Here is a 14,347-nt window from a genome sequence, read left to right on the forward strand (position 1 = left end):
CCGCCCGCATGAACATCTCGCAAACCATCGCAGCCCAGCTGGAAAACGCCTCCTGGATCCGCCGCATGTTCGAGGAAGGCGCCCGCATGAAGCAGGAGCGCGGCGCGGACAACGTCTACGACTACACCCTCGGCAACCCCGACGTGGAGCCCCCGCCCCAGGTCCTGCAAGCCCTGGCCCGCGTAGTGTCTGCTGGGCTGCCGAACTCCCACGGCTACATGCCGAATCCCGGCTTCCTTCCGGTCCGCCAGGCCGTCGCCCGGCAACTGCGTCGCGACACCGGCCTGCCCTTCGAACCCGAAGACATCTTCATGACCGTCGGCTCCGCCGGAGCCTGCAACGTCATCCTCAAGTCGATCCTCGATCCGGGCGACGAAGTCATAGTCCTGATGCCCTGCTTCTCGGAGTACCGCTTCTACATCAGTAATCACGCGGGCCGCCTGGTGCCTGTCGAAACCAGCGAAGACTTTCTGCCCGACATCGGGCGCATCGCCGCCGCCCTCACGCCCCGCACGCGGGCCATCATCCTCAACACCCCCAACAACCCCACCGGCCGCGTCTATCCCGAACAGGTCCTGCGCGATCTCAACTCGTTGCTGGCCGGTTGTGATCACGAGATCCTGGTCATCAGCGACGAGCCCTACAAACACCTCGTCTTCGATGGAAACAAGCAGCCCGAGGTGGCTTCGCTCATCGCCAACACCGCCATCTGCAACTCCTGGTCAAAATCGCAGGCTCTGCCCGGCGAACGCATCGGCTACCTCGCCCTCTCGCCCCAGGTTAGGAATCGCGCCGCCCTGCGTGCTGCCTGCGCCTTCACCAACCGGATCCTCGGTTTCATCAACGCTCCGGCCCTGTGGCAACTCGTGGAACTCGAGGCGATGGACAGCACGGTGGACGTCTCCGGCTACGAGCGGAAGCGCGACCTCCTCTGCGACTCGCTCACCCGCGCCGGCTACGACGTCAGCAAGCCCGAAGGCACGTTCTACGTCTTTATGAAGACGCCCATCCCGGACGACATCGCCTTTGTCAGGATCCTCGCGAAGGAAGGAGTCCTGGGCGTACCCGGCGCGGGCTTCGGCCGGTCCGGCTACATCCGCCTCTCGCTCACCGTGCCGGAACAGATGATCCGCAAGTCGATCCCCGGCTTCGCCGCCGCCTTGCAGGCCGTCTCGGCCACCGTCTAGAACGGCACCTGTCCCGTGAACAGATACGACACTTCCAGCCGGAAGAAGTAGCCCGGATCCTTCCCCGCGTAGAACGAGCCCGGCACATGCCCTTCATACAGGACATGTCCGCGCCAGTTCTTGTTCACCGTCAGATCGGCCCGCAGTTGGTACTCCTCCCCACGGCCCGTACCGGTCGAGTAAAGCGCCTTGCTGCCCGGATACGGATGATAAGCCCGCATCTCATAGAACGTGCCCCGCAGGCTCAACGGCTTCCAGGGCACATACACGCCCTCGCCCTGCCACATGCCGGTGTTCGTCCAGTAGGCCACGCCGTTCTCCTTGAACTGCGTATAGATGTACCCCTCACTCCATTTCGGCCATCGCGAAAACAGCGGATCCCAGTTCCCAATCGTGCCCGGCTTCGCCGGATCGCTGCCCGACATGCCCCAATAGCCGAAACTGGCCGAGTGGCGCTGCTTCGCCCCGAAAGTCCGTTTCAGGTACCCGTAGCCGCCCCACGCCCGGATATCCCGGTTCGTCCGCTGATGCCCCCACTGCCACGCGAACTCGCCGGTGAGGCTGAACGAGTTCGGCAGCTTGCGAACGGTCCGCCCGCCGGCCGTGTACACATACCGGTCCGCCTGAAACTGCAGGTTCGACGCCGGCCGCGGATCGCCAAACTCCCGCTTGTAGAAGCAGTACGCCTCCACCGACGTCTTCTTCCAGCGGTTGTCCGTGTAGTACGCCCCCAGCGCCGACTCGTTCCACTCCACCAGTTGCCTGGCCTTGTCATTCAGCCTGGGCAGAAACCGGTCCGTGCGCGGATCGAAGATTCCAATCAGTTCGATCTTCGCCTTCCCTCGCTCATAACCCAACACCGCCGCATTGTGGTAAATCGATCGCGACCCATCCCACGGATTCCCTTCCAGGATCAGGAACCCTTCGCCCTTGGTGAGATTCTGCCGTCCAATCCGCAGGCTCAGCCCCTTGACGAACAGCTTCTTGAAGTCGAGATACGCCGTCTCGAAGATGCCTTCATCGATATGCGTCGCCGTGTGCAACTGGAAGATCTCGTTGGTCTCCTGCGCCAGCCCCACGCTGATGTCGATGTTCGACGTAACCGGAGCCTTCAGCCACAGTCGCGTCCGGTAGCGAACCTGCCCCCGCTCATCGTCGGTCGCGTCGTTGAAGTCGAAGGTGTTGTTCCAGTTCTCGTTCCGGACCCGTTGCTCAAACCCGTATTCGAGGTGCCGTTCCGTCTTCTGGGCGGCCAGCGGCAGAACTGTGGCCAGCAATGCCAGCGTTGTGGAGTATCGGCGCACAGGCGGCCCTCGCTTCCGTGTCGGTGCTTCGACCGGGACGTCTTGGTCCTAACCGGCGCACAACGGGCGGCCTGGGTGCGCGGGACGATCTCCACAATTGTACTGAGGTTGTTTCGGTTTTGTAAGACCTTAAACTCTTTTATTGACAAAAGACGGGCCTCGCCCGCCAGCTTCTACCCAGCACCGTCAGGCCGCGAACATTTCGCGCGCAAACTCCTCAAACGACCGCGGTGCCCGCCCCAACAGCCCAACCAGCGTCGACACCTCCGCCTGCGTAGCGCGTAACCCGTGCCGCAGAAAGTGGTCGTACATCATCTTCAGGTCCAGCACCTGCCACGCCGGCATCGTACCAGCCGCGGCCGCCGCCCACCCTTCCAGGTCCGCGCCGACGTACTGCACCGGTCGCCCCAGCACGTCGCTATAGATCTCCGCCGTCCGTTCACCCGTCAGGGCATCAGCACCCACCAGCGAGTAGGTCTGCCCCGCATGCCCCGGAGCCGTCAGGCTGATCGCCACCGCTTCCGCAATATCCCGCACGTCCACACGGTTCAAACCCAGTTCACTCAGCGGTTGCGGGTACACGCCATACTGCGCGATCACATCCTTGAACCAGTAATCGTTCTGGAAGAAGTTGTTGGGCCGGATGATGGTCCAGTCGATGCCGGAGTTCTTCACCGCATACTCGACCGGGAACTTCGTGGCAAAGTGCGGGATGTGAGGCCCGGTCTCCAGCTTGTGAATACTCAAGTACACGATGTACTTTATTCCGGCCTGTTTCGCCGCCTCTACGGCCGCCAGCCCCTGATTGATCTCATCGGGAACCAGCGGGGTCACCAGGAACAAGGCATCCGCCCCAGCCATCGCCGCGGGCAGTGTCTCCAGATCCGCCATGTCACCCACCACGCCTTCCACACCTGCCGGAAGCGAGGCGGCCTTTTCCGCTGAACGCGTCATCACCCGGACTCCGGCGCCGCGCTGCAACAGCTCTTTCACCACCTGGCTGCCGACCGTCCCAGTACCGCCAATGATTAGTGTCGTCACAACGCCAGCATAGAGGTCATGCCACTTCATCGCAACCCTGCGCCATCAACGGGTTTTCAGACCTGTATAGTGGAATCCGATGACTTCCCGCGAACGTGTCCTCAGCGCCTTCCAGCACCGCCCGGCGGATCGCCTCCCCATCGACTTCTCCGGCCACCGCTCCTCCGGCATCGCCGCCCGCGCCTACCCCGCCCTCCGCGCTGCCCTTGGCCTGCCGTCCCGTCCCGCCTACGTCTACGACCCCATCCAGCAACTCGCCATCGTTCACGACGACGTGCTCGACCGCTTCCACGTCGACACCCTCGAGCTCGGCCGCGGCTTCTGCCAGGACGAGCGCTGGTGGGCCGATTGGACCCTGCCCGGCGGCCAGCCTTGCAAAATGCCCATCTGGGCCCTGCCCGAACCGCACGGCGCCGAGTGGGTGATCCGCGCCCCTTCCGGCCGCATCATCGCCCGCATGCCCGAAGGCTCCGAACACTTCGACCAGACCTGGTGGCCCTTCCTCGACGGCCCGGAAGACCTCACCCGCATCGAGGAACTCTACGCCGAACACATGTGGACCGGCATCGCCTCGCCGCCCGGCCCCTCCGTCCAGTCACCCGCGGAACTCGCCGCCGGCGCCGCCCGTCTCCGCGCCTCCACCCCGCGCGCCATCATCGGCCTGTTTGGCGGCAATCTGCTGGAAATGGGCCAGTTCTACTACCGCATGGACCAGTTCCTCATGTTGCTCGCCGAGGACCCCGTCCGCGTCCACCGCTTCCTCGACGCCCTCGTCGAAATCCATCTCAGGAACCTGGAACGCTTCCTGGGCGCCGTCGGCCCCTACATCGACATCATCAGCTTCGGAGACGACCTCGGAGCCCAACACGGCCCGCAGATCTCGCCCCGCATGTACAAGGAGTTCTTCCAGCCCCGCCACCAACTCATGTGGACTCGCGCCCGCCAACTCGCGCCCGTGAAAGTGATGCTGCACTGCTGCGGAGGAGTGAAACCGCTGCTGCCCCTGTTAGTCGACGCCGGACTCGACGCCATCAACCCCGTCCAGATCAGCGCCCGCGGCATGGAAGCCCACGCGCTCAAACGCGAGTTCGGCCGCGACCTCGTCTTCTGGGGCGGAGGCTGCGACACGCAACGCATGCTGCCTTTAGGGGCGCCGGAGGAGATCCGCACCCACGTCCGCCAGCAGTGCCAGGCCTTGGCGCCGGACGGCGGCTTCGTCTTCCAGCAGGTTCACAACATCCTGGGCAACGTTCCGCCGGCCAATATCATCGCCATGTATGAGGCCGTGGCATCCTACTCGTAGATCTTGCCTTCAAAGCCGTCGATCGTGAAGTTCGGTCCGCGGACATAATCCATGATCTTGCGCTCGCGGTCGCGCACTGAATCCACCGCCGCCTTGATCCGGGCCGGATCCACGAACGGCACCGTGATCAGCCCATTCTCGTCGCCATGCAGTAACTCACCCTGCGTCACCGGCATGCCGCAAACCGTCACAGGCATCCCGCACCGCACAATCCGGAAATTCGCATGCGACGCGCACACACCCCGCGCAAAGTAGTGGAACCTCATCGCCCGCACTTCTGGAATGTCGCGCACCGCCGAATCCGACACCAGCCCCACCGCGCCCAGCTTCGTGAAGAACGTCGCCATCACCTCGCCGCAGTGCGCGGCATAGTCCGGAAACCCGCCGATCTCCTGCAGTACGATCACCGCCGGCTTCGGCATCTGTTCCAACTGCCGGTACAGCTCGATGTGACCCTCAGGACCGCCCGGCCCCGTCTGCGTCACCGTCTCCACCTGCGCCGTCACGGCATAGCCCACCATCCGGCCGAACTCCGGAAACAGGCAGCGCATCTGCAGCGGCGTGAATCCCTGCGCCCGCGGCCGTACGTCCAGAACCTCAATCGCATTCGAGAGCGTGGGCGTATCCACGGTCTTCAGATACTCAATCCAATCCTGCATGTGCCTCTTTCCTCTTATTCAGAATACCTGCGGATCGTCCAGTCGCCGGCGCTCAGCTCGATCCCCGCAATCAGTTCGGATCCCAGCCTGACAAGCTCCGCTCCGCCACCCGCAGGAACCAGTGTATACAGGCTGTTCTCGTCCACCGTGAACCACTCCGGAAACTCGTTCAGCCGCACGTAGTTCTTCTGGAAGTTCAGCACCCGGCGATGCCGCGCGAAATCGAATTCAATACGGGCCGGCTTGCTCAGGAACAGCGCCACCACCCCGTCCCGCTCCGCCGCCCCCACCTGGAGCCCCGCCGTCCATTGCGATGCCCGCACACCCCTCGACTTCATCAGCGCGTGCAGCAACACCGTCCGGTTGAAGTTCCCTTCCCCATACCAGTCCTCCACATGCCCGTCCGGCCTCTGCATCGCCAGCATCACCTTCATCTCCGAATCGATCCACTCCAGCGCCGCCGGCACCGGCTCCCGGTTCACCAGATAAATCGCGCTCTCGATGCTGTCCGCATAGCCATCAAACGAACCCAGCTTCGCGTCCTTGGCCACGCCCGATGGCTCCCAGCACCAGTTCCGATACTTGCCCAGGTTCGACAGCACACGCCGCACGGCCTCGCGATACTTCGTCTCACCCGTGATCTGGTAGTAGTCGTACACCGCCCCGTACACATAGCCCCAGTTGTCGCTCAGCTTCCGATCAGTCGGCTCGAGTGTCTTCGTGTCGATGGCGTTGTACAACAGCCCGTCTTCATTCGCGGAAGCCAGAACCCGGTCCAGCATCCGCGCCAGCACCGGTTGATACCGCGAAGCCCTCGCGGCCCCCAACTGCGTCTCCAGCGCGAACTGCAGCAGCAGCCCGACAATCATCTCGTTGCCGTGATCCCGCAGCTTCAGCTTGCTATCCCCCGTGTGCTTCTGAAAGTTCCAATCCATGCTCGGCAGGCCGTGGTTGCCCGGCAGCACTTCGTGGACATAGGCATCGGCAATCCGCCGCCCCCACTCCAGAAACCGCACATCCCCGGTCATCAGATAGAGCCGCGGCATCACCTGCAGGTAGTCGCCGTTCAACTCGCTATCCGACGCGGGCAACAACCCGAAATCGGAAACCACCGGAGCCTGCTCCATGGCATCGGCGACCATATCGATCATCCGGTCCGTCCACGGAGTCCGCCCCAGATACTCCGTCACCGTAATCAGCCCGTCCTTCGCATACTCACCTGCCCCGAACAAACTCGGAGCACCCAGCTTCCCGGTATTCAGATCCAGGTTGGCCGGTACGGCCGCTTTCGCATTCGTGTAGCGGACCTCATTCCGCAGCATCTCCATCATCCGGCCCCGGTACAGCGCAGGATCGGTCAGCCGCGAAGTCAAGATGAGATAGGGATACAGATCCGCCCCGGAATTATGCGGCGTATACAGCCGCTCGGGCCGGTTGAGGCGATCAGGCAGCAGTAGTGTCTTGGGATCCGCGTGCTTCAGCCAGGCATGCAGCAGTCGCTGCGCGGCCGCCAGGTCCGCATCATAATGGACTGCGTTTCCGCGCGCCTGCCTCCTCAACTCCGTCAGGTCTTTGCCCGCATCGGCACCAAACAGCAACTCCGGCAATACCAGCAACAGCAAACCAACCGCGTACCGCATAGCCTAATGGCATATCACAACGGCCGCACGCGCAGGTCCCGCACCTCCACTCGCGTGTCTTCCATGTGGATCTGCACGCCAATACGGCCCGCACCCCGCAACTCCGCCGGCAGCTTGTCATATTCCGCCACCTGCTCGCCGTTCACCCAGACCGTGCAGCGCGCACCCTCCACCAGGATCTGCAGCAGGAACCACTGCTCCTCTAGGTCAGCCGAAAGACTACTCCGCGCGCGTCCGTAGATGCTGCCGGTCTGATACACCGCATCCACCGGCGAATAGATCTGCACCTCAAAGCCGCGATTGGCGCCCGCCGGTTGGCCGCGCAGAAAGATCCCGGCATTCACCCTGTCATGCGAACGCACCACCGCCGTCAGTTCAAAGTCTCGAAACGCCGGCGGAGCATACAGGATCGAGTGCCCGTTCATCCCCTCCAGCACGCCGCCATGCACGCGCCACTGACCGCTGTCGCCGCGCCGTCCCCAGGCTTTCAACCCCAGCGCAGACGACTCCGTGCCATCAAGACCCGCCAGCAGTTCGACGAACTCCGACCGGCCTGCCAGCTCTTCAATCGTCAGGTTCCGCAGCGCGTAGCCATGGCCCATATCGGGGAACCCGATCACGCCCTTTCGCAGGCGATGGCGCACGGCAGGAACGGTGCTCATGTCGACTTCCTGCATGGAATCGCCGTCGATGGTCACCATGAGCGAGTCGCCTCGCAACTCCACAACGACGCTGTGCCAGACCTGAAATGACGCAGGCAACGCCTTTCTGGGTGGCAGCACACCCATCACGGCGCCTGTGATAAACGGAGTGGTTTCGTTGTGAAAGTCGTGCGCGAGAACGATCGCGACGCCAGTGTGTTGCGGCCGGTCGCTACGGGCCGCCCGCAGCAGCACCGCCGCTTCGGCCCACTGATTCAGCTTGTACTCGAACCGCAACCGGAAATTTTCAAACTCCTGTTCGGTATGGATCCAGTTCCCGGCATGGCCTCGTCCGGTGGTTCGGATCTCGCCTGCGGTGCTGGTGAAAGAAGGGTGTGGCCCCTGCTGCTGCCAGCCAGCCAGGTCCTTGCCATTGAACAGAGGCTGGACCGCTCCAAAGGCCGCTACCGGCAGCAACAGAGCCAGAATCACTCGCGAGACACCAGGCATTTGCCTATGCTATCCCACCAAACGGTCATACCCGGCTGGAGCCTATTAAGAAAGCGGGGCTTCAATCACGGACGCCGCGGCATGCAGCGTGGAAGCGATCCGCACACTGGCCACCACAGCCTCCGCGGAAACGCCCTTTTCACGCACCACCGCCTCGTGCGACCGCACACACGCCTCGCAGCCATTGATCGTCGACACAGCCAGGCACGCCAGCTCAAAGTCCACCGGATCCCCGCCATGCGTCCGGATCGATTGCATCCTCAGCCGCGCCGGAATGTTCGCGTAGTCGTCCTTGCCCACCATGTGGCGGAAGCGATAGAAGATGTTGTTCATCTGCATAATCGCAAACGCGGCTTTGGCCGAACTCAACTGCGCGGGCGAGAGCTTCGTCGCTGCTTCGGCCAGAATCGCCTGGCTCAGCGTCTCATTGCGGCTCGCCAGCGCACACGCCACCGCATTGGTCCAGGTCTGCTGCTCAGTCAGTTCCGACTGGGCCAGCACGCTCTGCACGTTCAACTTGATATCCCGGGCGTAGTCCGGGAAAGCATCGAGAATTTCAGGGATAGTCATAAGGTAGCAGTCAGCTTTCAGCGATCAGCTATCAGCCGCAAAGCCAGGAGCGGATTGCTCAAAACTCTTCCGCGCGGCCCGCCGCCGGCCCTCAGCCCGAAAGCGGAAAGCCGGCAGCTGGCCACTGAAAACCCTCTTAGACGTGAATCGTTTCCTGTCCCTTGTTCCAGTTGCAGGGGCACAGCTCGTCGGTCTGCAGCGCATCCAGTACGCGCAGCACTTCCGTGCTGTTGCGGCCCACCGACAGGTCGGTCACCATCACAAAGCGGATCACGTTCTCCGGATCCACAATGTACACCGCACGCTGGCTCACACCGGCGCCCGGATCGATGATGCCAAGCGCCGAGCTCAACTCGCGCTTCACATCGGCCAGCATCGGGATCGGCAGATCCTTCAGGTCGGCATGGTTCTGCCGCCAGGCCAGGTGCACGAACTCGCTGTCGATGCTCGCGCCCATCAGCACGGCGTCCCGGTCAGCGAAGTCCTTGTTCAACTTGCCGAAGGCCACAATCTCCGTCGGGCAGACGAAGGTGAAATCCTTCGGCCAGAAGAAGAGGACCTTCCACTTGCCAGGATGAGAATCGCTGCCGATCTCCTGGAACGCGGTCTTGATGTCGTTGCTGACCGTGGCGGTCACTTTGTATTCGGGGAACTTCTGTCCAACTCCAAGCATGAGCTATGGTCTCCTTTTGAGATATTAAGGCGTTTTGATATCGGAAGCGCAATCAGGACATAACCCCTGGAACTCTACGCTGTAGCGCAGCACCCGGAAGCCCGACGGCAGCTCTCGCTTCAAATGCACCGGTTCGATGTCGGTCTCCGCCAGGTCCACGATCGCCTTGCAGCGCGTGCAGACCAGATGATGGTGATCGATGAGGTTCGCTTCCAGCCGCAACGACCCGTGATGCGGGCTCACCTCGCGCAGCAACCCTGCTTCGAGAAACGTGCGGATGTTCTTATACACCGTCGCCAGCGAAATCGAAGGAATCTGCCGGCGCACTTCGTCATAGATCGATTCCGGCGAAGGATGCCCCTTCGAGGCCGACACCGCCAGGAAGATCACTTCCCGCTGATGCGTCAACGACAGACCCGCGGCCCGGCATTGCTGCCGGAAGTCGCTGAGCATGTGTTCCTGGCCGGATTGCATTTGATAATAACTATTAAACGAGAATCATTATCCAAATGTCAACCGTCTCATGGCCATGGTCAGGAATTCTCTTACCAGATCGAGTGATCTGCCGCCAGTGAGGGATGGGGGTAGCCCGCCCAGGCCCTTTCCAACCACAATCGCTGTGTAACCAGACTCCGCCGTCCAGGTGGACTCGAATCTTCAAGGAGCTCAAACCGCAATGACGGGAACCAGGACTAAGCGATCCCTCGAACCAGGCACGCAGAAGTTCATCGATGCTGTGACGGCCCAAGGCGGCCCGCCGCTGTATACCCTCACCAAGGAAGATGCGCGCAAGGTGTTGGAGGATGCGCAAGCCATTCCGGTGACTAAACTTGACGCCGACGTCGAAGATCTCGTCCTCCCCACCGGCCCCTCCGGCCAGGTCTCCGTACGCATCTACCGGCCGGTGGGCGCGAAAGGTCCGCTGCCCGCGGTCATGTACTTTCACGGCGGCGGCTGGATCCTGGGCAGCAAGAACACCCACGACCGTCTCCTCCGCGACATGGTCAACCTCGCCCCCGCGGCCTTCGTCTTCGTCAACTACACGCCCTCGCCGGAGGCCCAATACCCGGTCCCGCTCGAGGAATGCTACGCGGCGGCACGCTACATCGCCGAACATGGGCCCGACTTCAACATCGACTCCACCCGTCTCGCCGTCATGGGCGACAGCGTCGGCGGCTATCTCGCCGCCGCGGTCACGCTCCTCGCCAAACAGCGAAGCGCCCCCTCCATCACCTTCCAGGTGCTGTGTTACCCCGTGACCGACACCGACTTTTCCCGCGAGTCCTACCTGACGTTCGCCAACGGCCCCTGGCTGACCCGGCCCGCCATGCAGTGGTTCTGGGATAACTACGCCCCCAACCTGCAGGACCGCAAGCAGATCACAGCCGCCCCGGTGCAAGCCACCAAGGCCGAACTGGCGGGACTCCCGCCCGCCCTCGTCATCGTGGACGAGAACGACGTCCTCCGCGACGAGGGCGAGGAATACGCGATGAAGCTCAGCGAAGCCGGCGTCGAGGTCATCGCCGTCCGCTATTTGGCCACCATTCACGACTTCATGATGTTGAACGGCCTGGCCGCTACCCCCGCAACCCGCAGCGCCATTGAACTGGCGGCAGGCACACTCCGCCAGGCACTCAGCCTCTAAAGGACCCCTATCATGAGCAAACTAAAAGGCAAGGTCGCCGTCGTCACCGGCGCATCCAAAGGCATCGGAGCCTCCGTCGCGGAATACCTCGCCGCCGAAGGCGCCTCCGTTGTGGTGAACTACTCCAGCAGTAAAGCGGGCGCCGACGCCGTCGTCGAGCGCATCCGCAAGGCCGGCGGCACCGCCGTGGCCGTCCAGGCAAATGTGTCGCAGGAAGCCGGCGTCCTGCAACTGTTCGAGGAGACGAAGAAGGCCTTCCAGCGCCTCGACATCCTCGTCAACAACGCCGGCATCTACTCCTTCGCGGAACTGGCCGCCATCACGCCGGAGCACTTCCACCAGCAGTTCGACCTCAACGTGCTCGGCCTCCTGCTGGCAACCAGGGAGGCCGTGAAACTGATCGGGCCGGAGGGCGGCTCCATCATCAACATCAGTTCGATCGTGGCCCCCATGCCGGTTGCCAACGCAGCCGTCTACTCGGCCACAAAGGCGGCGGTCGACGCGATCACCGTTTCCCTTTCCCTCGAGCTGGGTCCGCGCAGGATCCGCGTGAACTCGGTGAACCCGGGTATGGTGGAAACGGAAGGCCTCCATTCCACCGGAATCGCCGCCAGCGACTTCAGGAAACAATTGGAAGGCTCGACGCCGCTCGGCCGCATCGCCCAACCGGACGACATCGCCAAAGTGGTGTCCTTCTTCGCAACCGACGACGCAGGCTGGGTCACCGGCCAAACCCTGCTGGTCACCGGAGGCCAGCGCCAATAGCAGCGCGTCAATGGCGGCCCAGATGACCCTCCGGGCCGCCATTGACGTCAGCACAAACAGAGCCGCGACTGCAAGGAGCGGGGGAGCAAGTAGTAGACGCCAATCCACCGGACCCGGCCCGGCCACCGAAAGCTAGTACAGCGATCCCTGGTCCTCAACCGCCAGGGACTCCAGAAACACCTCAATCGTCCGCACCTTGCCCTCGGCCAATCGCTTCGACCGCTCCAGCCGCAGCTTCGAGGGCAGCGTCTTCACCGCCTTCTCCAGCACCGCCCGGACGCTCGTAAAGGTCGAATACCGGGTGTCCCGTCCGACCTTGGCGGCAGCCCGCAGAATCCCAATCGAACCCAACTGTTCCAGAATATCGGCGTCCCGCACGATCACCGCCTCCAGCGAAACCGGCTCGTCCATCGGCTGGTGCGTCCGGATCACCTCGAGCACGGCCGGAATCTTGGCCGCCTCGAAGCCCGCCGCGCTGAGAATCCCCGGCACCCGCTCCACCGTATACGCCACATGATCCCATTGCGCCAACGCGGCGGGATCTTCCGGCCTGTGACCCACGAACACCCCAAGATCATGCAGCCAGGCGGCCGCATAGACAACATCGTCATCAAAAGCCAAACCGCGGCCCACCTCGCAGGCGAGGCTGTAGAGCCGCGGTTGATGGCCGTATTTGTCTTCCGGACGGGCTTCCCGCCGGATGTATTCAACTAGTTCTTCACGATAGGACGGCAAGACCCCAGCTTACCTGCTGCCGATCTTCGTTCCAATCACTTCACCCGACACGATGATCTCCACCCGCCGGTTCTTCTGCCGGCCGGCCGCCGTATCGTTCGGAGCCACAGGCATGCTGAACCCCTTGCCCGTCGACGTCACGTTCGCATCCGGTATGCCCTGCGAAACCAGGTAATCGCGCACCGTCTGCGCCCGCTGCTCGGAGAGCTTCTGGTTGAACTGCTCGCCGCCGACGTTGTCCGTATGGCCTTCCGACTCCAACTTCAGGCCCGGATACGCCAGCACGATGCCCGACAGCCGCGCCAGCTTCTCGCGCGCCAGCGGACGGATCGTGTACTTGCCCGTGTCGAACAACACGTCGCCTAGATTCACCACCAGGCCGCGGTCGGAGTCCTTCGTCTCCAGAATCTGGTTGAACTGCTGCAGCAGCTTGGCCCGCAACTCAGCCTTCTCCCGTTCCGCCTGCTCGGCCGCCTTCTGGGCCTTCTCCTGCTCAGCCAGCGCGGCCGCCTGGGCCGCCTGGGCCTGCGCCTGCGCGGCCTCCGCCGCTGCCTTGGCCTGCTCGGCCTTGGCCCGGTCGGAATCCGACTGCCGCTGGGCCGCTTCCGCCGCCAACCTGGCCGCCTCCGCCTCAGCCCGCCGCGCTGCTTCCCTGGTCGCGGCCAATTCGGCTTCCATCCGCTGTTTGTCGGCCAGCGCCCGTCGCGCCTCTTCCGCCTGGCGAGCCGTCTCGGCCTGCATCTTCTGCCGCTCCTGCTCATCGGCCCGCGCCTTGGCCTCGGACTCCCGCTTGGCCGCGGCCGACCGCTCGTTCGCCAGCGCCTCTTCCTGCTGCCGCTTGATCGCCAACTCCCGGGCATCTTCCGCAAACTGCACGGCTTGCCGGGCCGAAGTGGCGATGTCGCCGCGACTCAGTTTGCGCTGCACGGCGTTGTCCGCCATCTGCAGTGCGCCCTTCGCCTTGGAGTAGACATCCGCCGCGTACTTGTCCGCCCCGAACTCCTGCGCGATGAACAGCGCATTCCGGGCTTCGTACAGCTCCAACGGATAGGTCTTGGTGTCCACACTCAGCGCCAGCGGATTCGGCAGCCGCGAGTACTGCCCCTTCTGCAGCAACTCGTACTTGGTGTCGACGATGAAGACCTGGCCCTTGGTGTCCTTCCGTAGCTCGTTTTCCAGCACAATCAAGTCGCTCGGCTGGCGGACGGCAAAGTACGGTTCCGCCGTCACAATCAGTGCGAACACCTGCAAATCCGTGGAAACAGAGAGCTTGCCCTTGCCCTTATCCAGCAGCACCTCACCCAGGTTCGCGGCCCGGCCTTCCGGCGAGATAGACCACAGCACATAGGTTAGATACTCCGACCCAAACTTCGAGGGCGGCTCCAGGTTCTCCACGTTCGCATCGATGTCGATGCGGCTCTGCTTACTCTCGACCTTCGCCTTGCCGGATGCGCCCTGCATAATCGCGGTGCCCGTCAGGTCCACCCGCGTCGCCCCGCCAAGGACTTTGTAATTGATTGCCTTTGTGTTCTTGGAGACGACTGAGACCTTGAATACCGGTTCAGACCCCGCCTCCTGGGCCCACACCGGCGAAATCGCCGCGTTAAATGACAGCAGGACGATCCCCGCTAAGAACGAAGAGTATCCGCCTCTGACCATGCCCGCATGTTAGCA

14 protein-coding genes are annotated in these 14,347 nt (G+C 63.1%); 4 read left to right on the forward strand and 10 right to left on the reverse strand.

The annotated features are described in order from the left end of the window. Positions 1-8: 8 nt before the first annotated feature. On the forward strand, positions 9-1,187 hold the full coding sequence (locus tag IRI77_RS11970; protein ID WP_194452289.1) for a pyridoxal phosphate-dependent aminotransferase: 1,179 nt from the start codon (positions 9-11) through the stop codon (positions 1,185-1,187). On the opposite strand, the gene IRI77_RS11975 is transcribed toward IRI77_RS11970, so the two are convergent. Further along, positions 1,184-2,491 carry an alginate export family protein gene (locus tag IRI77_RS11975; RefSeq protein WP_194452290.1) on the reverse strand — a complete coding sequence of 436 codons (1,308 nt, stop codon included), beginning with the start codon at positions 2,489-2,491 and terminating at the stop codon, positions 1,184-1,186. The two genes, IRI77_RS11970 and IRI77_RS11975, sit on opposite strands and share 4 nt — an antisense overlap. Positions 2,492-2,677: 186 nt before the next feature. Then, complete coding sequence (locus IRI77_RS11980) at positions 2,678-3,562, reverse strand: SDR family oxidoreductase (protein ID WP_194452291.1); 885 nt, start codon at positions 3,560-3,562, stop codon at positions 2,678-2,680. Between the two features lie 49 nt (positions 3,563-3,611). Between IRI77_RS11980 and IRI77_RS11985 the strand changes: the two genes are divergently transcribed. Beyond that, positions 3,612-4,835, forward strand: a complete 1,224-nt coding sequence (locus IRI77_RS11985) for a uroporphyrinogen decarboxylase family protein (RefSeq protein ID WP_194452292.1) — start codon at positions 3,612-3,614, stop codon at positions 4,833-4,835. Here the strand turns inward: IRI77_RS11985 and IRI77_RS11990 are convergent. The 6 genes from IRI77_RS11990 to IRI77_RS12015 form a co-directional block, all read right to left on the reverse strand. Then, complete coding sequence (locus tag IRI77_RS11990; RefSeq protein ID WP_194452293.1) at positions 4,826-5,494, reverse strand: RraA family protein; 669 nt, start codon at positions 5,492-5,494, stop codon at positions 4,826-4,828. The genes IRI77_RS11985 and IRI77_RS11990 overlap by 10 nt on opposite strands. A gap of 14 nt (positions 5,495-5,508) precedes the next feature. Next, positions 5,509-7,134, reverse strand: a complete 1,626-nt coding sequence (locus IRI77_RS11995) for a hypothetical protein (protein WP_194452294.1) — start codon at positions 7,132-7,134, stop codon at positions 5,509-5,511. Positions 7,135-7,148: 14 nt separating this feature from the next. Continuing rightward, positions 7,149-8,285, reverse strand: coding sequence for a 3-keto-disaccharide hydrolase (locus IRI77_RS12000; protein ID WP_194452295.1), 1,137 nt, complete (start codon positions 8,283-8,285; stop codon positions 7,149-7,151). A 45-nt stretch (positions 8,286-8,330) separates the two neighbouring features. Continuing rightward, a complete protein-coding gene (locus IRI77_RS12005; RefSeq protein ID WP_194452296.1) occupies positions 8,331-8,855 on the reverse strand; it encodes a carboxymuconolactone decarboxylase family protein in 525 nt (174 codons plus the stop codon). A gap of 136 nt (positions 8,856-8,991) precedes the next feature. Then, positions 8,992-9,528: a peroxiredoxin gene (locus IRI77_RS12010; protein WP_194452297.1), complete on the reverse strand. Its 537-nt coding sequence runs from the start codon at positions 9,526-9,528 to the stop codon at positions 8,992-8,994. Between the two features lie 24 nt (positions 9,529-9,552). Then, complete coding sequence (locus tag IRI77_RS12015; protein WP_194452298.1) at positions 9,553-10,002, reverse strand: Fur family transcriptional regulator; 450 nt, start codon at positions 10,000-10,002, stop codon at positions 9,553-9,555. A 202-nt stretch (positions 10,003-10,204) separates the two neighbouring features. Between IRI77_RS12015 and IRI77_RS12020 the strand changes: the two genes are divergently transcribed. Then, positions 10,205-11,173, forward strand: a complete 969-nt coding sequence (locus IRI77_RS12020) for an alpha/beta hydrolase (RefSeq protein WP_194452299.1) — start codon at positions 10,205-10,207, stop codon at positions 11,171-11,173. A gap of 12 nt (positions 11,174-11,185) precedes the next feature. After that, a complete protein-coding gene (locus IRI77_RS12025) occupies positions 11,186-11,938 on the forward strand; it encodes an SDR family NAD(P)-dependent oxidoreductase (protein WP_194452300.1) in 753 nt (250 codons plus the stop codon). A gap of 132 nt (positions 11,939-12,070) precedes the next feature. Here the strand turns inward: IRI77_RS12025 and IRI77_RS12030 are convergent, their stop codons facing one another. Further along, the gene (locus tag IRI77_RS12030; protein WP_194452301.1) at positions 12,071-12,673 is read right to left on the reverse strand and encodes an HD domain-containing protein; all 603 of its coding nucleotides are present in this window, start codon (positions 12,671-12,673) and stop codon (positions 12,071-12,073) included. A gap of 9 nt (positions 12,674-12,682) precedes the next feature. Then, positions 12,683-14,332, reverse strand: a complete 1,650-nt coding sequence (locus IRI77_RS12035; protein WP_194452302.1) for an OmpA family protein — start codon at positions 14,330-14,332, stop codon at positions 12,683-12,685. Between the last annotated feature and the right edge of the window lie 15 nt (positions 14,333-14,347).

It is taken from the genome of Paludibaculum fermentans (assembly GCF_015277775.1).
GTDB lineage: Bacteria > Acidobacteriota > Terriglobia > Bryobacterales > Bryobacteraceae > Paludibaculum > Paludibaculum fermentans.

What these genes read in the sequence shown, in the direction of transcription:
- IRI77_RS11970 (WP_194452289.1), top strand. Translation starts at nt 9, where the DNA reads ATGAACATCTCGCAAACCATCGCAGCCCAGCTGGAAAACGCCTCCTGG.
- IRI77_RS11980 (WP_194452291.1), bottom strand. Translation starts at nt 3,562, where the DNA reads ATGAAGTGGCATGACCTCTATGCTGGCGTTGTGACGACACTAATCATT.
- IRI77_RS11985 (WP_194452292.1), top strand. Translation starts at nt 3,612, where the DNA reads ATGACTTCCCGCGAACGTGTCCTCAGCGCCTTCCAGCACCGCCCGGCG.
- IRI77_RS11990 (WP_194452293.1), bottom strand. Translation starts at nt 5,494, where the DNA reads ATGCAGGATTGGATTGAGTATCTGAAGACCGTGGATACGCCCACGCTC.
- IRI77_RS11995 (WP_194452294.1), bottom strand. Translation starts at nt 7,134, where the DNA reads ATGCGGTACGCGGTTGGTTTGCTGTTGCTGGTATTGCCGGAGTTGCTG.
- IRI77_RS12000 (WP_194452295.1), bottom strand. Translation starts at nt 8,285, where the DNA reads ATGCCTGGTGTCTCGCGAGTGATTCTGGCTCTGTTGCTGCCGGTAGCG.
- IRI77_RS12005 (WP_194452296.1), bottom strand. Translation starts at nt 8,855, where the DNA reads ATGACTATCCCTGAAATTCTCGATGCTTTCCCGGACTACGCCCGGGAT.
- IRI77_RS12010 (WP_194452297.1), bottom strand. Translation starts at nt 9,528, where the DNA reads ATGCTTGGAGTTGGACAGAAGTTCCCCGAATACAAAGTGACCGCCACG.
- IRI77_RS12015 (WP_194452298.1), bottom strand. Translation starts at nt 10,002, where the DNA reads ATGCAATCCGGCCAGGAACACATGCTCAGCGACTTCCGGCAGCAATGC.
- IRI77_RS12020 (WP_194452299.1), top strand. Translation starts at nt 10,205, where the DNA reads ATGACGGGAACCAGGACTAAGCGATCCCTCGAACCAGGCACGCAGAAG.
- IRI77_RS12025 (WP_194452300.1), top strand. Translation starts at nt 11,186, where the DNA reads ATGAGCAAACTAAAAGGCAAGGTCGCCGTCGTCACCGGCGCATCCAAA.
- IRI77_RS12035 (WP_194452302.1), bottom strand. Translation starts at nt 14,332, where the DNA reads ATGGTCAGAGGCGGATACTCTTCGTTCTTAGCGGGGATCGTCCTGCTG.